Origin of the sequence: Fulvivirga sediminis, assembly GCF_016757215.1 — a bacterium.
Lineage (GTDB): Bacteria > Bacteroidota > Bacteroidia > Cytophagales > Cyclobacteriaceae > Fulvivirga > Fulvivirga sediminis.
This window is the reverse complement of sequence record NZ_JAESIY010000012.1, coordinates 43,886-63,826: the sequence shown is the minus strand read 5'-3', so window position 1 is coordinate 63,826 and position 19,941 is coordinate 43,886. Positions and strand designations below refer to the sequence as shown.

The following is a 19,941-nucleotide window of genomic DNA, read 5'->3' as shown; positions in this document are numbered from 1 at the left end:
ATGGTATCATCAAGAGTGATGTTCCCTTTTCTGTTCTTCAGGAGAAAAGTATACTCATTTAAAGAAATTGAATAAACTCCACATAAGATTATGATAACTAATCATATTTAAAAATAACAGTGTTGTAGCTGTTACGCTTTATTCCCAATACAACTCGTATTTCTTAGTTGTAGTACAGATGGAACATATACCTTATCGTTTGTAATAGTTTGGTGATATACATTGGTAATCACTAATCTTTACATTCTCCTCCCACATTTATTTTGGCTATTGCTACTTATTCTTAAACTGTAACAAATACAAGGTTAATACTACTTATGGTGTAGTTTGTATAAGTAGTAGTATTAAAGACGTATAGAATAATGCCTAGTTTAGTAGCTACCAGACGTTATTAGTCTAAGTTTTCAAAATTCATGTACTCAGAAATAATATGTCTGGACAGTGGCTTTTCGATATATGCAATTACGTCCGAAAATTTGCCAGCTCTGTCTCTTTCCTTTTTTCTGATAGAGGTGGTGAACATCATTATTTTGGTTGTTCCCTTAAATATGCTACTATCATACCAGCTAAGAAATTCAAAGCCATTCATGAGAGGCATATTAATGTCCAGTAATACATACTTAGGCATTTTATTGGTGTTTTTTTTAAGATAATCAATAGCTTCCATGCCATTGGCTACAGAAGTGATTTTTATATCTTTTAGATGCGCCTTAATGGCTTGACTTGCCACATAGTTACTGGTATCGTCGTCGTCAATAATTAATATATTGTTATAGTCCATCATAATCTCCCTCTTGTTTACCAATACTTATATCTGAATACAATAAAGCAATATTTTTTAAAAGATACTATACCTTTAAATACGTAATTTTATTTTTATAATCCATAATTGTAAATAGTGTTTTGTTTATTTTTTATTTAAATATATTTTAAAGTCTGTTCCTTTTCCCTCCTCGCTAGTGGCTTCTATTCTACCGCCATATTTTTCTATGATTGATTTTGTAATGTGGAGTCCTATTCCTTTACCTTCTACATCTAAATGGAAGCGCTGAAAAAGTCCAAATAGCTTTTTTCCATAGTGATTAAGGTCTAATCCACGGCCATTATCACTTACCGTAATACAGCAAAAACCATCTTCCGTGTTACTGCTGACTTCTATCGCTGGATTGACGCCGGATTTACTGTATTTAATAGCATTTGTAAGTAGGTTCTGTAGTATATTGTGCAAATGGACGGAAGGGAAATTCACCTTTGTACAAGCGCTGGTGTTAACCTTTACTTGAGCATGATTGGCTTTAATATCTTCTTCTATATCCTGAAGAACTTCTTTTAGCATATCTTCCAGTACTATTTCTTCTTTCGGTAGGTTGAGATTTTTCTTAACGGCTATTACTTCATTGAGGGTAGAGATGGTTTTTTTCATTCTGGCTACTGCATTTTTTAGTTTCATAAAAACATCAACGCCGTTTTTGGTAACACACTCTTCTTCCTCTAAAATGTTTATTAGAGAATCCAGGTTAGTAATAGGAGCCTTAAGGTCATGAGATGCCAGGTATGCAAACTGCTCAAGTTCTATATTACTTCTTTCAAGCTCCTGAGCTTTATGTGTAAGTTGATTTTCTATTTTTTTAAGCTCATTTACATCTACAAAAGTAAATACCACTCCCTTGATCTCTTTTTTAGAAGTAACATATGGAATGGCTTGCATAAGGTACACTTCACCGTTTTTGGTTACCACTTCCTCCTCTTTGGCGGTGAAGTTATTGAGTATGTCATTAGCAGCTTCTACCAGATTAAAGCCATCAAAATCATTACTAAAGTCTCCTACAAATCTGCCTATGTCACTGTTGTTCAGTTTCACGAGCTCAGTAATGGCGTTAGTAAAACGCTTGATGTTTAGGTCATTATCTAGAAACAGAGTAGCAATTTGTGTGCTCTGTAAGAAGTTTTTCAAGTCATCGTTGAGTTCGGTCATTTCAATAAGTTTGTTTTCAAACTCATTATTTACAGTATAAAGCTCTTCGTTTACACTTTGCAACTCTTCATTACTACTCTGCAGCTCCTCATTGGCAGCCATCAGCTCCTCATTGGTAGCTTGTAGTTCTTCATTTGAGGTTTCAAGCTCTTCTATGGTTGATTGTAAATACTCTTTAGTTTCTTTAAGCTCTTCTTCCAACCGGCGAATATGAGCATCTTTTTCTTTGGAAAGGTCTGTTTTAGCGTGCTTCCCAGTGGAAACCTGTGGAGCGGTATTTCCTTCTAATAGCTCTTGAAAGCAAATGATAATATAATTGTTTTTGCTATTAGGTTCAACATAGGGTTTGGCTATTATTTTAATAGCTCTTTTTTCATCACCTACATTGAACTCTATAATAGGAGAGGTGAATTTTTTCTTATGTGATTTTACCTTAGAAATGGCGTTACTTGTGCTGACATAAATTTGTTCGTCTACCATTTTAAGAACATTGAGGGTAAGCTGCTTTTTAGGTAACTTTATATAGCGGTCTATTTCTCCGGCTACGTGCACTACATCCAGATTTTCATTGATAAAAACAGTAGGAGGGACCATATCTTCCAGTAGCGCATCCTTAAAGTTAGATACTATCTTGCTTTCATTGAAGGTTCGAGGTAGAGGGCTTTTCGAAGGCTCTAAGTTAGGTTTTTTGCTTTTTTCAAACGGATTAAGCCGATGTACGTCAATAATACGCGTGGTCATACAGTTTTTGTAGATTTTGTATTTCTTGCTTACCTCTTCAAAGGCATTAGACAACATGCCGGGGGTTTCGCTGCTGCCAAGAAATAGATAACTATTGGCATTGAGCGAAAAGTGAATATAGGTGAGGATTTTCTCCTGCAATGGAGGCTCTATGTATATGAGCAGATTTCTGCAGCATGCCAGATCAATATTGTTAAAAGGAGGGTCTTTAGATATATCATGACGTGCAAATATTACCATTTGTCTCAGCTCCTTTTTTACATGGTAGGTATCATTTACCTTGGTGAAATATTTTAAAAGAAGGTTTTTTGGTATTTCTTCAATAACAGTTTCTGGGTATACTCCTTTACTGGCTTTATCTATGGCTCTCTGGTCTATGTCAGTAGCGAAGATCTTGATGGCGGGCGTTTTGAGTTGCTTATGAAACTGTTCTTTTATTAGCATGGCTAAAGAATACACCTCTTGCCCGGTAGAGCAGCCTACTACCCAAATTCTTATGTCTTTGTCGTTGACATCTTTTACTAAATTATAGAGTACATTTTTATCTAATTCTTCAAAGGCTTTGTTGTCTCTAAAAAAGCCTGTAACGCCAATCAGGATGTCATTTCCCAGTAAGTCAATTTCTTCGGGATAATCATTTAGGTATTTAAGATATAATTCTTTGCTGAGGATATTTCTTATGCTCATCCGGCGCTCAATACGCCTGATGACAGTAGCTTTTTTATAAAGCCTGAAATCAAGTCTGGTTTTCTGATGGAGCAAGGTGAGAATTTGATTAAGAATATCTCCCTTTTCACTTTCATGATCAGCACTTAGGTACTTTAGCTCTTGTATATATGGATGTTTTACATATTTAATGATTGCATCTGGCATTCTGCTTGGTTCCATGATGAAATCTACTAACCCAGTAGCTATTGCGCTTTTGGGCATATTATCAAAGGCAGCAGTGTTGGGGTCTTGGACCATGACCATACCACCATTTTCTTTTACTGACTCAATGCCCAGGGTGCCATCACTTCCTGTACCGGATAGAATGACTCCTATAGCCCTTTCTTTTTGATCTTCTGCCAAAGATTTAAGAAAGTTATTGATGGGCAGGTTAAGTGATTTAGGGTTGCCTCGGGCTTCCAGATAAAGCCTGCCGTTATTGATAAAGATATTATTATCAGGTGGTAGGGTGTAGATGCAGTTTTTCTCCACAGCCATATCATTAGTAACCTTGGCTATTTTTATTTTTGTGTGTTTAGCCAATAATTCGGGCATCATAGACTTGTAATCGGGAGAGAGGTGCTGTACCAATACAAAGCTAAGCCCTGGGTTATGAGGTACTTTGTCAAAAAAAGCATTGATGGCCTCTAAACCTCCCGCAGAAGCACCTATACATACTATGTTCAACGTGGCGTTTTTTTTAAGAGTGCTCTTTTTCGTTTCTATCTGGCCGTGGTTATTTTCTGTTTTATGTGAAGTCTGATTACTTTCGTTACTTGTGTGTGGCATGTTTTTTTAATTTAAGCCTAATGAATTATCATCTTCTTTAATGAAATCCTCCCGTAATTGACGTAGGTCTGAAAGTGCGGTATTCAGGTCATTTGAAATATCTTGAGGCGGATTTTGGGCTTGCATAAACTCTTCTATTCTGTTTAGTGCCTCTATGTTTTTTTCAATACGTAGATGTATTCTCTTGCTTACCCATTCCAGTCTTTTGCTGTACCACCTGCCTTTCTTATGTAAGACATCCATTAGTACATCAGGTAGTTTGTGTAAGTTTGATTTTAATACTAATCCGGAGGCTCCATTGAGGATGGTTTCGGCAGCTATTTCTTCACCAATAGTGCCAGTTACAAATATGAATGGTATGTCAGGATATTCCTCAGAGGAGATACTGAGTGCTTCTATTCCCGTTATTTCTGGCAGGCTATAGTCGGCCAATATAATATCAGGACTAAAATTAATTAGGTTATGTTTAAAGTCTGCCCTGGTCATAGTAACTATGGCCTCGATAATTAAACCTGTTTTTTCCAGTTCATCAAGCATGAGTTCAGCATCTTCGGGAGAATCTTCCAATACCAACACCCTCATATTTTTAAATTTTTCAAATGCGTTCAGTTTCATGTATTTAACTTTTTTTTGGTTTATTCAGGAGCAGCCAGTAAAGGCCAAGTTGCTTAATCGTTTCTGTGAATTTTGCGAAGTTTACAGGCTTTACTATATAGCTGTTAGCCCCCAGTTCGTATGCCTTGCGTATGTCTGAGTCTTCGTTAGACGAGGTGAGGATAACTATTGGTATATCCTTGAAAAGGACTGACTTTTTAAGCTCTGTAAGCACTTCTAATCCATCAACTTTAGGCAGTTTAAGGTCTAGTATTATAAGTTTTGGTAATGCGCTTAGTTCTTTAAAACGCTCACCAAAAAAGAAATCCAGGGCTTCTTGTCCATCTTCCAGTAGGTGGATTCTATTGGCCATCCGGTGCTCTTGAAAAGAGTCAATAGCCAGCTCAGCGTCGGCCATATTATCTTCGATGTAAATAACTTCGATATATTCCTGCGCTATCACTTTAGATTGGTTTTTATGGTAAAATAAAATATGGCTCCTTTGTCAGGTTCACTTTCACCCCAGATTTCTCCCCTATGCTTATGGATGATAAGCTGGCAAATTGCCAAGCCTACGCCTGTTCCTTCAAAATCTTTTTCACTGTGGAGTCTTTGAAAAACCCCGAATAGCTTGTTTTTGTGTCTCATGTCAAAGCCTACTCCATTATCCTTTATATAGAATGTGCGTTCATTATTGACATTGGTATGTCCTACTTCAATCAAAGATTCTTGTCTTGGTCTACTATACTTAATAGCGTTGGACATCAAGTTAGTTATTGCTTGCTGCAGCATTACCGAGTCCCCAACTACATCATCTGGCAGAGGTTTTAAAGTGAATTTTATTTGTCGGTTTTCAGGTTCTAAAGACTTATGTGTGTCATAAGCCATTTTAAATAGCTGGGTTAAATTGACTTTGGATAGAGATAAATTTTCTCTGGATATTCTGGAAAAGGCTAATATATCGTCTATTAGCCTATCCATTTGTACTGTATTTTTAACAATGATATCGAGCAATCGCTTTCCTTCTGTGTTGAGTTGGTGTCCTTGTTTTTTTAGTAGCTTGTTGCTAAAACCAGTTATAGCCCTCAGAGGAGCACGCAAATCATGAGATACAGAATAGCTGAAAGCCTCTAGTTCTTTATTGGTTTTTATCAGCTCAGCATTGAGTTTGTTTATCCTTTGCTCGTTTATCTTTTGCTCTGTTATGTCTTGCTTAAGACCGATGGCTTTTAGAGGCCTGTTCTTGTCATAGGTGAAATAGCAGTTGTTTCGAACGTATTGGACCTCTCCCGATTGTGCATTATTAACTCTATAATCAGCCTGAAAGAATTGATGGTGAAGAATGGAATCGTGAAATTTTTTATTTACAGCTAAGTAATCTTCAGCATATACATGCCCAGACATTCCTGCTATAGATGATTGATTACTGTTCAATCCGAATAGGCTAATGTAGTTATCAGATAAAGTGGCATTTTCAGAGTCTAGATCAATTTCATAGTATCCCATTTTTCCTAGTTTCTGAGATATTTCCATGTTTTTGAAATATTCCTGCCTTTCATTTTCTTTTTTAATTCTTTCAGTAATATCACGAATAGAAGCGGCTATTTGAATTTCGTTTTCTTCTGTATAGATAGGAGATAATGATACTTCTACCGGAAACTCTTTTTGCTCCTTAGTGATGCCCAATAAAGTAAGGTTATTATCCATCATCCGAGCTTTGGGGTGTTTTAAATATTCAGCGAGGTGTTGCATATGGATTTTTTGATACCTTTCAGGGATAAGCATTTCTATTGGTTCTCCTATAAACTGCTCTTGAGTATAACCAAACATTTTGGAAGCCAGGTGATTGCAATAGGTGATTTTCCCATTTTGGTTTACTATTACCATAGCATCAGGAGTGCTGTGAAGCAGATTCTTAAATTTTTTTTCAGAAGCGATTAATTTTTCTTCGGTCTTTTTTCTTTCTGTGAGATCTTGAGTTACTTCTACAAAACCTATGGGTGCTTGTTCGGTATCGTAAAGTGGAGATATGACAGTGTTAACCCAATAATTGGAGCCATCTTTTCTTACTCTCCATCCAACATCAGTTACTTTTCCATTAGCCAATGCAGATTTTAGTAGCTCTCGAGGTTTGCCATTATAGTGCTTTGGATATAGGAGAGAAAAAGGCTTCTGTAAAATGTCATTAGCATCGTAGCCTGTTATGCGCGTGGCTCCTTTATTCCATAGGTCTACTTTCCCCGCGAGGTCCAACCTGATGATGGAGTAATCTGATATTTCATTTACTACCTGTTTATAGCGCTCTTCTGATTCTTTAAGAGCAATTACTAGTTGGTTTTTCTCTTCATCTTTTTGTGTAATGATGTAACCAGTATATATCACCAGTAGTGAGGTAATCAAGCTGAGAAGCGCTAAACTGAGTATAACCCTTAGTTCAGTATTAACATTATCATAATGAAGGAAGCTATAACCAATGTACCAGCTAAATAAGAGTGGGAGCAATAACACCGCAGGAAGCACAATGCGCATGATTTTACCACCTAGGGTAGGGCCTAATAATAAACCAGGGAGGCCAATTTTGGGGTCTGCATTAAAAATACCTATGAATATTATTATCATGCATATGGAGGTAATAGGAGACATCCCTACCCCTAAGCTTGGCATGCTGGTATAAAAAGGGCTAAAAAAGGATAGGTGTCCGTAAATAGCTGCCCAGGGGATGCTAATTCCTATAAAACATAGGATATGGGCATAAGAGTACTGTTTATTTTTTTTATAAGAAGTAAGTAATAAGGCTAACCCTGCTATGATTACGGTTATTAATGTTCTCGGCGAAGGTCTTTGACTCAGTTCAGTTTTAAAATCATGACTTGTAGTGAATATGTTTTCGATCTTGGGTAGCTGTATTTTATATTCCAGCAGAATCCATATGGCTACTATAATAGTAGTATAGCTTAGAAAAAGTGAAAGTTTATCAGCCACACCGCCATTCTTTCTTATAAGTATTATACCCAATGACACAAGCATGCAAGTAGTAGTAAGCGTAGTGGCTGGAAGGTTGTCTTTTATGCTTACAAAAAATGTGATTTGTAGCCACCATCCTAGTGATACAAAGCTGCAGAGTATTAATACCAGCCAACCGGAAAAAGATACGGTTTTAAATTTCATAGGCTTAGGGTAATCAACCGATTTACTAACAAGTTAATTAAAATAAAATAAACATAATATGATAATTACTTTTATAAAAGAGCTATAATTTAATATATATTTGATTAGTGTGGATTTTGCTAATATTATTTTATAATTTATAATAAGATCTACTTAGGGATTATTAGGTAGTTATATATATATCCATGTTAACAAAATTGATAATCAATAGCATATGGTAGTGGATACCCTATATATTACTGATGAAATGGAACGTGTAAAGCTGATAGCAGATCACACTACCAATTTTATTGTTTTTACAGATGCTGATGGCCTTATCACATGGGTAAATAAAACTTTTGAAAAAGTTACTGAATATTCGTTGGATGAAGTGGTGGGACGCAAGCCTGGTGATGTTTTGCAAGGGCCACTTACCAATGTAGACACTATATCTTTTATGAGTAAAAATATAAAAGATGCAGTCCGTTTTAAGATAGATGTTATTAATTACACTAAAAGTGGTAAGGAGTATTGGGTAGAGTTAGATATTATTCCTTTGAAGGATGAGGAGAATAACCTTGTGGGGTACATGTCTATTCAAAGTGATGTATCTAACGTGAAGATGGTTATAGCAGAGATGCTAAACGCTAAGGCTATTTTAAGAACGGTGCTAGATACTGTTCCTTTTCATGTTTCTGTAAAAGATGCTCAAGGTAGGTTTATGTTCTATAATCAGGCATTTCTTAATGATTTTATGCAGGGAAATGTAGAGAATGAGGCTTTGGTGCCAAGAAAGTTGAGCCCTATAGAGCATAAAATTTTAACCACCAATAAGAAAGTAGTTCTTGAGCAGAATCTGGTTATAAGAGGAGAGGTGAGAACGTTTCTTACCTTAAAGTTTCCGGTAGAAAATTCTGTAGGGCAGGTAGCTATGGTAGGAAGGGTATCTATCGACTTTACAGAATTAAAACAGACCAAGGAAACGCTAAGAGAGCAAGAGCAGCTTTATTTCTCAACTGTAAAATCTATTCATGATGGATTAGTTACCATAGACAAAGATTTTAAAATATCATACATGAACCCCAGTGCGGAGCGCATGATGGGGTATAAGCTCAAGGAGGTAAAAGGTACGTTTTTTTATAAAGTACTTCACTTTTCATTTACAGCAGAAGATGAAGAAATCATAAATCCATTACAATGCGTCTTAGGCTCAGGTGCTGATTTGCTGAAAAATGAAATGTTTGTTCATTCAAAGTGCGGCAAGAAGATACCGGTAGAAAGCAGCCTCACTGAAATGCAGGATTCTAATGAGAATTATGCCGGAATAGTGGTCTTTTTTAAAGATATATCAGACAGAGTAGCGAGAACAAGGCTGGAAGAAAATATGGAGGTGAGAAGAATGGCCGCCATGATAGAAGGGCAGGAAGGGGAAAGGAGCCGTATAGCCAAAGAGCTGCACGATGGCTTGGGACAAATGCTTAATTTAATAAAGATGAAGCTTTATTTAAATGCAAAGCAATTTGATGATGAGCTGATTCATTTGATAGATGATACCATTCAGGAGGCAACCAGAATGTCGGAGAACTTAGTGCCAGCTAAGCTCAGAGATTTTGACCTTGCCACGGCGCTTAATGCCTTGATAAAGCAACTCAATACTATCTATGATCCTAAAATTTCCTTTTACTCTTCTGTAAGTAATGAAATAGTAGCTAACAAAAAAATTAACCTTTATAGAATAGCTCAGGAGGCTATTAATAATGCGCTCAAGCACTCGGGTGCAACACAGATATCGGTTTCTCTAATAGAAGATGACAATATCATAAGGTTGTCTATAGAAGACAATGGTAGAGGAATTGAGAATAATAATATGGAAGAAGAAGATTTAAAAACAAAAACTTTTCATCATGGCCTTGCTAACATGAAGGAAAGAACTAAAATAATGAATGGTTTTCTAATAATTGAATCTAACAAGGGATTGGGCACTTTGGTGATCTCAGAAATCCCTAAATAAATTAATATGCAAAAATATAAAGTTCTCGTAGCAGATGATCATGACCTGTTCAGAGAAGGCATTAAAACCCTTCTTAAAAAAATGAATAATGTGATACTAGCCGGGGAGGTGAAAAGAGGTAAGCACGTAGTAGAGCTTTATAAAGAGGTGAAGCCAGATGCTGTGATTATGGATATTTCAATGCCTGATATTAATGGCATTGAAGCTACAAAGGAAATTTTAAGAATCGATCCTCAAGCAAAGATCATAATCCTGTCTATGCACGATGATGAAGAGTATATAGGTAGATGTTTGGACGCCGGAGTGAAAGGGTATGTTATAAAAAGTGAAAGTGGAATGGAACTTAGGCATACTATCGAGCTGGTATTGCAGGGGAATAGCTACTTCAGTCATTTTGCTCAGGATATTGTGCTTAGTCGTTTAAAGCAATACCGATCGCATAAACATACGCCAATAGAACAGCCCCATATAACCAAAAGGGAGCTGCAAATTCTTACCCTTATTTCTCAGGGATTAACCAGTAATGCTATTGCAGAAAAGCTATTCATCAGCATTAGAACGGTTGAAACGCATAGAACTAATATTATGAGAAAGTTAGGAGTGAAGAATGTGGTGGAGCTCATTAATAAAGCGGCAGAATTAGATCTTGTGTAAGTAGTTACTCGTAGTGTTTATTGATTTATATTACGTATACTAATATACAATTAATTTGCGATTGAAGATGGCTTGCTATGAGATTACCTTTATACATGACATTAATAAAGCCTTCTTATATGGAACTTTCACCCAATAGTGATTTTAAGAGTAGCACGCTTAGCGGGGTGTTTGATCATTTGTTAAAGGGTAAACAGGGAGTAGCTATTATAAATAGCGAAAAGAGAATAGTTCAAAGCAATGATTTATTTGAGGAAATTTTTGGAGAGGTTGGATGCTTGGATGAAATTCTAAATTACCCAGGACAAATCGATCAAGAAGAAGAGGTATACAGTTTTCTGAATTCCTGTGAGCATAACCGTTCCCATAGTTTTAACATATTTACTAAAAGTGAATATGTAAATCTTAGCTTGCGCTGCTTTAGGAATGAAGGGATAAAATACTTCATTGCAAAAGTAGACCAAGTGTCGGAAAATCACCCTATATCTAGCCTGGTAAAGGAGTCATTAGCATTTTCTAAGTTGATAGCTAGTAGTACTTTTGAGCTAATCTTTCGGTGTACCGAAGATGGAAAGCTCATATATTTTAATAGGCTATTTGCTAAGACACTAGACTATCCATCTCTATTAGCAGCCCGAAAGAAAGGAATTAATGAAATTCTAAGTGGAGATTTTCATCGTATTAAGGAAGAACTTAATTCTTCTGAGACAAATATGATTACGGAGCAAGTCTGGCTTAGGAAAAACAATGGAGGACTTATTAGAGGTTTGGCCAATATTAGCGTGCATAGAAATAGAAATGCTGAATATATTTATAACTGGGTAGTGCTAGACCTTACACAATATACGGAGTATGAAAAGTACTTAAAAACCACAAACACACAATTGAAGAGGGTAAGCTTTCAGTTAGAACAGTTTTTATACAGTACTTCACATGATTTGCGTTCACCACTTACCTCTATTATGGGTTTGGTTAACCTAATTAAAGGAGAGGTTCAAAATGATACAGTAGAAAAGTATGTTAACCTTATAGAACAAACTGCCTTTGGTCTTGATACTGTTATTAAAAATATTGCTTATCTCACCAGAATAAACTACTACGAGTCTAACTACGAAAGGATAGACATGCAAAGGCTTATATGGAATATAATTAGTGAATATACCCGTGATCCTGAAAGCAAATCTATACAATGGAAAGTGGATGTGGATGAAAGCTTTTACTTCTATTCTGACGAAGAAAAAATAGAAATTATACTAGATCAGCTCATTAAAAATGCCATTGCATTTAGAGATCCTGCCAAAGCGCAGTCTACGGTAGAGGTAACAGTGATGGAGCAAAATGATAATGTAGTAATTACAGTATTTGATAATGGTGTGGGGATTGAAGATAAACACATTAATCAGGTATGCAATTTATTTTATAAAGCGTCTTCTCTATCTGCTGGTTCAGGCTTGGGATTATTTATAGTTAAAGAGGCTTTAGATAACCTTGATGGCAAATTAAATATAGGCTCACAAGTAGAGGTAGGGTCATGGATTACCATGGAAATACCTAATCAAAAGCGCAAATATCTGGTTTCAGAATCTCGGAAAAGCAATAATAAAGTACGGTAATATAAAAAAAAATGGATTTTCTGAAATGGGACTCCGTTTTATTTATTTTCGTCAAAATTCTTTATTCGATAATCGACGATACTCATTTTTGGGTTTTCATAAACTATTTTCCTATTCAGTAGCATTCCATTACGAGTTTATTCTCATCACTAAGTATATATGCGTAGTGATAAAATACGTGCAATTTCTCATTGAAAAAATTTAATTTGATTTTTAGTTTTACTTAAGATCAAAGCAAAGATGACACCCACATGTATAATTGCTTATGATCATTTTAGAAGAGAAGTTTGATAAAAGTAGAGCTTGTATATAGATACATTAAAAGATACCCATGGTTGAAGAAGAATAGTAGTTTAAGTTAGATGACTGATTTTTTGCTGGAGAGTAGGATCCCGGGCCATTATGGTCGCGGGATTTTTGTTGTTAGCGTCCGATATCGGAGGGTTGGGTGTTCGAGAAAGGGCACGTTTGATTCATTTACTTTGATAAAATGTGTTAAATGTACAGTTTTGAGAGGTGGCATCTGCTTTGTAAGGGCACAAGGTAACCAAACTAAACTCTATGATACGAAATTATTTTATCTCAGCAGTTCGTTATTTTCTTCGCCATAAGCGTTTTACGTTTCTTAATATAACAGGTTTGGCAATTGGTTTTGCCTTTAGTATACTATTGATATTGTTTGTATGGCAAGAATCTGGGTATGATCAGTTTCATGAGAAAAAGGATAGGTTGGCTCGTGTAACTATGGAATATGTCTATTCAGGAAAGCACAGCTACCATGCAGTAACAGGGTCTATAGTAGCACCTACTTTGTATCGTGAGTTTCCTGAAGTTGAGTCAGTCATCCGTTTTGATAATTCCCCCAGAACGGTCAAGTATCAGCATAAGCTTTTTAAAGAAGAAGCATTTTTACATGCAGATTCTACTTTGTTTGATATGTTTTCTTTTCATCTTCTAAAGGGAAATCCTGCAAAGGCCCTTAATGCTCCCAATAAGGTGTTGCTTACCCCAGCCATGGTGATGAAGTATTTTGGAGATGAAAATCCTATAGGGCAGTCTATCAAAGTCGATAATAGGGATTATGAAGTGACAGGTATAGTGGAAGAAGCCCCGGAAAATTCGCAAATTAAGTATGATTTTATAGGTTCATTTTCTTCCTTAAATGCTTATAAAAATGAATTGTGGTCATCAGCCAATTACATTACCTACTTATTACTGAAGAATGAGAGTGATTTTGACGGCCTGCAACAAAAGATCACAGGCTATATGGATGGCCAACGGACAGCATTGGGTTTTTCTGATGGTAACTATCTAACTTTCAATCTGGAGCAATTTTCTGATGTCCATTTGCATTCTAAATTATCCGGTTTAGAGCCCAACTTTAATATCACCTATGTTTATCTTTTTAGTGTGGTAGCTGCACTTATTCTTTTAATTGCCTGTATTAACTATATCAATTTGTCTACAGCTAGAGCAGTAGAGAGAGGCACAGAAGTAGGAGTGAGAAAGGTGATGGGGGCTAGCCGTAGTCAACTTTTAATGCAATACATCAGTGAGGCAATTATTTGCGTTTTTATTGCCGCTGTACTCGCCATAGCCATAGCCACTGCCTTACAGCCCTTTTTTAATGTGATCTTGGAGAGAAATTATTCTATATCAATTTTGTTGAGCGTAAAACCTTTTTTCATCATAGTAGCTGTCTTGCTGATCATATCTCTTATGGCAGGAATGTATCCGGCCGTGGTACTCACTCGGCTTGTGCCTTCAAAAACCTTAAAAGGAACGGTGAAGAGCTCTGCAGCAGGAATTAGGCTCAGAAATGGACTGATGGTTTTTCAGTTCATCGTATCTGCAGGATTGATTATCTGCGCATTGGTTATTTATGAGCAGTTACATTTCATTCAAAATACTGACCTGGGTTATTCCAGAGAGCATGTGATTGTATTGCCTATAAATAATGATGCGGTGAAAAAATATGATCTTATTAAATCTAATTTTGAGCAGCTATCTTCAGTAGAGAGCATTACTATGGCGTATGAAACACCTACTAAAATTGACTGGGGAGATGGTTTTACCACTAATGATGGTAGGGACGTAATGACAGCTGCTAATCCTGTGGAATATAATTATTTGAATACCTTGAAAATTCAGCTGCTGGCGGGGCGTGATTTTACGGAGCAAGATCAAAAAAGAATGGTTCTAAGTTCTACTGATTCTGTAAGTGCTCTGGAAATGCCAGTAATTATTAATAAAGAAGCTGCCAGTGCTTTAGGCTGGAGCCCTGAAGAGGCTATAGGCAAGCGTATCGATTTTAAATCTGATAACACAGTAATTATTGGAGTTATGGGAGATTTTCATTTCACTCCTTTGCATGAAAAAGTAGGTCCTTTAGTATTGTTTTTAAATGACAGTTATAATGAAATGATGCTGAGGGTTAGCGGAGATGATATGGGACAGGCCTTATCTTTAATAAGTAATAAATGGTCCGAAATATTGCCAGACCTTCCTTACAGTCCTACTTTTCTTGATGATGAATACAATGCGCTGTACGCTAATGACAGGAAGCTGGGTGAGTTGTTTTTGTTTTTCACGTCCCTAGCAGTATTTCTAGGATGTTTAGGCTTGTTGGGACTTTCAGCGCTTGCCATTAGTCATAGAATGAAGGAGATAGGGATTAGGAAAGTTTTAGGAGCCTCTTTAATGCAGATAGCAGGCTTGCTCTCTGCAGACTTTATGAAACTAATACTAGTGGCTTATGCTGTAGCCATACCATTGTCATGGTATCTGATGGATCGGTGGCTAAAAGAGTTTGCCTATCATATAGATATGCCATGGGAGGTATTCTTTTTCTCAGGCTTTGTGTTAGTGCTGGTTTCTTTAATAACTATTAGCACACAAACTATACATGCTGCATTAAAGAATCCTGCTGATGTTATTAGAAATGATTAAAAGATTTGCATTAAACACAAATACCGGGTCTCATAGCTCGGTTTTGTGTTTTACGAGCTCGCAGATAGGGTAGACATTTGCCAATGCTTAGGTGAGCTGCCCACTTCCTGCTTAAATGTGCGTATGAAGTGTGACAAGTTTTCAAAGCCACTAGCGTAGCAAACTTCTGTTATGTTTTTATTGGAGTTTTTTAGAGCAGCTTTAGCAAGCTTTATTCTTTCTTTTAAAATAAAATGATTGGGAGTTTCACCCATGGTCTCTTTGAATTTTTTAAAGAAACTCGCTCTGCTCATACATGCTTTTTTAGCTACCTGATCTAATTTTATTTTGTCTCTTAGATTCAGTTTAATGTATTCTATGGCAGCTGCCAGAGAGTTAGATGATGATAGTTGCTTATAAGAGTATTCAAATAGCATTCGAGCCTGTGTTTGCATGAGTCTTACTAGCATCTCTTGCAGTGTGAGCTCTATCATCATTTCCTTGATTTTACCTTTTTCTTTTTTAGTAATGCTCACTATTCTGTTAATGGTGTCAGCCAGTTCTTGAGTGTTAGTAAGATGAAAGGAGGAGTAATCAATTTGCCATTGTCCCCAAGTGTCAGCTTTAGGAAAATATTCACAGAGCTTGTCTAACGTCTTTTTTATCATCTCATCAGAAATGGTGAGCGCAAGGCACTGAGTGGGATTGTCTAGGCGGGCTTCCGGGAAATTAATATTCATTACCTCCCCAGGAGGCAAAATTACAGACTCACCGGGTAGGTAATCAAAGGACGGCTGGTGTGGCAGCGTCATCACTTTTTTGCCTTTGAGCATACTCGTAAGTGCAAAACTGTCGAAGGCAAGGCTTACATTTTCTGCATATTGGTGTGTTTCAAAGAAATTAAGTTCACAACGATCAAATGTATAAGCACTTTTATTTTCTATCAGAGTGGTTAGCGAGCTCTTTTTTCTGGTGGGCGATGAACTGATTGTGTACTTTTCCATAAAATCTCTTTTAAATAAAGATAACGATTTATAAAGGCTTATTTATTGTCTGAATATATTTTTAAATCGTTTTCTGATTGTTATTTCGTTTTTTATACGCTAAGCACATAGATTTAGATCATTTGCAAAGATTTTGGAGGCTGTTTTTTGCACATTAGTTGGTATAACTAAAAGACGCTACTATGGAAACATTAACAAAAGAAGAAAAGGCCGTAAAAAGGCCTGATTTTAAGCCTCACTATGATCATTTTATAGGAGGCAAGTGGGAAGCTCCCAGCAGTGGTGAATATTTTGATAATATTAGCCCTATAGACGGTAAGCCTTTTACCAGGGCCGCTAGAGGAAATAAAGAAGATATAGAAAAGGCTATCAACGCAGCACATAAGGCCTTTCCAAAATGGTCTACCACGGCCGCCGCTGAGCGTAGCAGAGTATTACTCAAGATTGCTGATATCATAGAAGATAATTTAGATTATCTGGCTAGGGTAGAAACGGTAGATAACGGTAAGGCTATAAGAGAGACGCTTGCCGCTGATTTACCCCTTTGTGTGGACCATTTCCGTTATTTCGCAGGAGCTATTAGAGCAGATGAAAGCTCCATTTCTGAACATGATGCTAATACGGTAAGCATTAACTTACAAGAGCCTCTTGGTGTAGTAGGGCAGATTATCCCCTGGAATTTTCCATTGCTAATGGCTACTTGGAAGATAGCACCAGCCCTGGCTGCAGGATGTTGTACTGTAGTGAAGCCTGCTGAACAAACGCCTACGAGTATTATGGTGCTCATGGAATTGATACAAGAGGTAGTGCCACCAGGCGTGCTGAATATTGTAACTGGCTATGGTCCGGAGGCTGGTAAGCCCCTGGCTACATCTCCTCGTATCGCTAAGGTGGCATTTACAGGTGAAACTACTACAGGTAGACTAATCATGCAATACGCCTCAGAAAACCTGATTCCTGTAACTATGGAGTTGGGAGGTAAGTCCCCTAATATTTTTATGCCTAGCATAGCGGAAGCCGATGATGAGTTCTTTGATAAATGTGTGGAAGGAGCAGTAATGTTTGCGCTTAATCAAGGAGAGGTATGTACTTGCCCTTCTAGGGTGCTGGTACATGAGTCTATCTATGATCGATTCATGGAGAAGGTCGTAGAGAGAACTAAGGCCATAAAAATGGGACATCCTTTGGCTGAAGATACCATGATGGGTGCACAAGCTTCTAATGATCAGTTCGAAAAAATACTGTCTTATCTGGATATAGGTAAGAAGGAAGGAGCCGAAGTATTATGCGGAGGAGAGGCTGCAAACCTCAACTCTGGTTTAGAAAATGGATACTATGTAAAACCAACCATTTTTAAAGGGCATAATAAAATGAGGGTTTTTCAGGAAGAGATATTTGGCCCTGTAACCTCGGTAACCACTTTCAAAGATGTGGACGATGCCCTAAACATAGCAAATGATACGCTATACGGTTTAGGTGCGGGTCTATGGACAAGAGATGCTCATGAAATATATCAGATGCCGAGAGCCATTAAGGCAGGTAGGGTGTGGGTAAACTGTTACCATACTTATCCTGCTCACGCTCCTTTTGGAGGTTATAAGAAGTCTGGCTTTGGTAGAGAGAACCATAAAATGATGCTTGATCATTATAGAAATACCAAGAACATGCTTATTTCTTATGATAAGAATAAGTTAGGTTTCTTTTAGTAGATAGGTCGATTTCGGGATGCTTATAGTCCCGTAATTTTTTGTTAATGCTATACCGGTAAGAAATGGATCATATTTTAGATGATTATTTTTTACCGGTATTTTAATAATTAATCATATGAGTTTAAATAAAGTAAGTAGAGTAGATGTAACAGAGGGGGCTGCTCAGGTCATTAATGAGTTAAAGGGTCAGTATGGAGATCTGATGTTTCATCAGAGCGGAGGCTGCTGCGATGGATCATCTCCTATGTGTTTTGAAGATGGCGAATTTAAAATAGGCGAAAGTGATGTGAAGCTGGGTGAGGTAGAAGGCTGTTCTTTTTACATGTCTAGAGACCAATATGAGTATTGGAAGCATACCCACCTAACGTTAGATGTAACGCCAGGCAGAGGTTCAAGCTTTTCTTTGGAAATTCCATTGGGTGTACGGTTTATGATTAGATCCAGATTATTTACCGATGAAGAAGTTGTTTTTTTACAGAATCAAGAGTCAAATAAAAAATAAAGAAATTAAATATTGATTATATTAAATATATAAAATCAATTAATAATATTAATAAAAATAAATAAAGTTATATAATATTTTGAATTTAAATTTTATTATCCTTAATTATAATATGGTTTTAATTAATGTATAATAAGATGGAAGAAATATTAGATTTTGTTGATCAAACGAAAGGCGCAGACTATGTGAAAATTAATCTAGCCAGTGCAGGAAAAAGGTTTGCCAATCTTATCATAGACTCAATAGTATATTATTTTTTAATGATTCTAGTAACTCTGATCCTCGGTTTTTTTTACTGTAGGTCCTGAAATGAGTGAGAATAACCTAAACTTAATAGCTGCAGTGCTTTATTTGTTTTATCACGTGATAATGGAAGCCAGCTTTGGCAAAACAGTGGGCAAATTTGTGACTAAGACCAAGGTAGTGACATTAGAGAGAGGCCGTCCATCTTTACTTCAGGTTATAGGCAGATCCTTTGCCAGGTGCATACCTTTTGATTCATTCTCTTTTTTTGGAGGAAATGGAGCCATAGGTTGGCATGACTCCTTGCCTAAAACCCGCGTAATAGATGATAAGTAGAGATTATTTTTTGAGTAAATCTCCATACCGATGAACTCATCACAGAAAATCATGCAGTGATGATGTATAACCCTATGCTGGAGTAATTTACAACAGGTAGAAGAATACAGCTATAAAGTGCATTACAGACCCTCCTAACACCCAAAAATGGAAAATAGCGTGATTGTAAGGGATTCTTTCAATAGAATAAAATATGGCTCCAACGGTATAGCACAGTCCGCCAAGCAGCAAGTATATTAAGCCTGGTGTAGGCAGATTCTCTATTAAAGGTTTGGTGGCGAATACAGCAATCCAACCGAGAAGAACATAGCTAATGGTAGATACTTTATTGAATCTTCCTGTAAAGAAAAACTTCAAAATTATGCCTATTAGTGCAATGCCCCAGGTTATGCCTAAAATAGTCCAACCTAACGGGCCTTTGAGCGCAATCAAACAGAAAGGAGTATAGGTGCCCGCTATCAGTAAATAAATGGCCGCATGGTCCAGTACATTTAGTTTTCTTCTTAAAGTCTTCTTTTTGGCTGCGTGATATAGGGTAGAAGATAGGTACAAAACCGCCATACTGCTACCATAGATGGAAAAACTAACGATATGCCACACGGTACCTTCTAGCGCGGAGTAAGTAACCAGTAGAGCTAAGGCAGCAATACTTAGTAAAAAGCCTACGAAGTGAGTAATAACATTTAAGTATTCCTCTTTTTTATTATAGTAAGTGAGTATGATCTTTTCCATGAGTACACGCTTTTATTCCTATCTTAAACGATTATATGGTCATTTAGATTACTTTATCAATCAGTTTTTTTAATAACTACAAAAATATTTTATGGCTTTGAAAGAAAAGCTATCGTTAGACAGAAATACTTATGTCAAAAATCATTTGGATTCAAAATTTATGAGAATTAATAGTTTTGAGGCTATGCTGTGTTATAGCACTCTGTTTCAAACCATTTACCGATTGTAAAAGATTAGTAAGAAAGTTAGTTTATT

General features: G+C 36.7%; 14 protein-coding genes. 7 read left to right on the top strand and 7 right to left on the bottom strand.

The genetic code is table 11. The features are described from left to right. Positions 1 to 391: 391 nt before the first annotated feature. From JL102_RS19455 to JL102_RS19435, 5 genes are all read right to left on the bottom strand, one after another. Complete coding sequence (locus tag JL102_RS19455; protein WP_202246131.1) at positions 392 to 784, bottom strand: response regulator; 393 nt, start codon at positions 782 to 784, stop codon at positions 392 to 394. Positions 785 to 907: 123 nt separating this feature from the next. Continuing rightward, positions 908 to 4,213: a CheR family methyltransferase gene (locus JL102_RS19450; protein WP_202246130.1), complete on the bottom strand. Its 3,306-nt coding sequence runs from the start codon at positions 4,211 to 4,213 to the stop codon at positions 908 to 910. A gap of 6 nt (positions 4,214 to 4,219) precedes the next feature. Beyond that, positions 4,220 to 4,828 carry a response regulator gene (locus tag JL102_RS19445; RefSeq protein ID WP_202246129.1) on the bottom strand — a complete coding sequence of 203 codons (609 nt, stop codon included), beginning with the start codon at positions 4,826 to 4,828 and terminating at the stop codon, positions 4,220 to 4,222. 4 nt (positions 4,829 to 4,832) lie between these two features. Next, the gene (locus JL102_RS19440; RefSeq protein WP_317191652.1) at positions 4,833 to 5,270 is read right to left on the bottom strand and encodes a response regulator; all 438 of its coding nucleotides are present in this window, start codon (positions 5,268 to 5,270) and stop codon (positions 4,833 to 4,835) included. Continuing rightward, positions 5,267 to 7,975 (bottom strand): PAS domain-containing sensor histidine kinase, encoded by a 2,709-nt coding sequence (locus JL102_RS19435; protein WP_202246128.1) that lies wholly within the window; start codon positions 7,973 to 7,975, stop codon positions 5,267 to 5,269. Before JL102_RS19435 ends, JL102_RS19440 begins: the two co-directional genes overlap by 4 nt. Positions 7,976 to 8,189: 214 nt before the next feature. On the opposite strand from JL102_RS19435, the gene JL102_RS19430 reads away from it, so the two are divergent. The 4 genes from JL102_RS19430 (at position 8,190) to JL102_RS19415 (ending at position 15,181) form a co-directional block, all read left to right on the top strand. Continuing rightward, positions 8,190 to 9,965, top strand: coding sequence for a PAS domain-containing sensor histidine kinase (locus tag JL102_RS19430; RefSeq protein ID WP_202246127.1), 1,776 nt, complete (start codon positions 8,190 to 8,192; stop codon positions 9,963 to 9,965). A gap of 6 nt (positions 9,966 to 9,971) precedes the next feature. Then, entirely contained in the window at positions 9,972 to 10,619 is a 648-nt protein-coding gene (locus tag JL102_RS19425) for a response regulator (RefSeq protein WP_202246126.1), read from the top strand. 119 nt (positions 10,620 to 10,738) lie between these two features. Further along, on the top strand, positions 10,739 to 12,232 hold the full coding sequence (locus JL102_RS19420) for a PAS domain-containing sensor histidine kinase (RefSeq protein ID WP_202246125.1): 1,494 nt from the start codon (positions 10,739 to 10,741) through the stop codon (positions 12,230 to 12,232). Between the two features lie 561 nt (positions 12,233 to 12,793). Beyond that, on the top strand, positions 12,794 to 15,181 hold the full coding sequence (locus tag JL102_RS19415; RefSeq protein WP_202246124.1) for an ABC transporter permease: 2,388 nt from the start codon (positions 12,794 to 12,796) through the stop codon (positions 15,179 to 15,181). A gap of 50 nt (positions 15,182 to 15,231) precedes the next feature. Here the strand turns inward: JL102_RS19415 and JL102_RS19410 are convergent, their stop codons facing one another. Next, positions 15,232 to 16,164: an AraC family transcriptional regulator gene (locus JL102_RS19410; protein WP_202246123.1), complete on the bottom strand. Its 933-nt coding sequence runs from the start codon at positions 16,162 to 16,164 to the stop codon at positions 15,232 to 15,234. A 182-nt stretch (positions 16,165 to 16,346) separates the two neighbouring features. Here JL102_RS19410 and JL102_RS19405 point away from each other — a divergent pair, with 182 nt between their 5' ends. From JL102_RS19405 to JL102_RS19395, 3 genes are all read left to right on the top strand, one after another. After that, positions 16,347 to 17,870: an aldehyde dehydrogenase family protein gene (locus tag JL102_RS19405; protein ID WP_202246122.1), complete on the top strand. Its 1,524-nt coding sequence runs from the start codon at positions 16,347 to 16,349 to the stop codon at positions 17,868 to 17,870. 118 nt (positions 17,871 to 17,988) lie between these two features. Beyond that, on the top strand, positions 17,989 to 18,375 hold the full coding sequence (locus JL102_RS19400; protein WP_202246121.1) for a DUF779 domain-containing protein: 387 nt from the start codon (positions 17,989 to 17,991) through the stop codon (positions 18,373 to 18,375). 309 nt (positions 18,376 to 18,684) lie between these two features. Then, the gene (locus JL102_RS19395; protein ID WP_202246120.1) at positions 18,685 to 18,954 is read left to right on the top strand and encodes an RDD family protein; all 270 of its coding nucleotides are present in this window, start codon (positions 18,685 to 18,687) and stop codon (positions 18,952 to 18,954) included. A gap of 87 nt (positions 18,955 to 19,041) precedes the next feature. Here JL102_RS19395 and trhA read toward each other — a convergent pair whose 3' ends face one another. Continuing rightward, entirely contained in the window at positions 19,042 to 19,686 is a 645-nt protein-coding gene (gene trhA / locus JL102_RS19390; RefSeq protein WP_237390677.1) for a PAQR family membrane homeostasis protein TrhA, read from the bottom strand. Positions 19,687 to 19,941 lie beyond the last annotated feature (255 nt).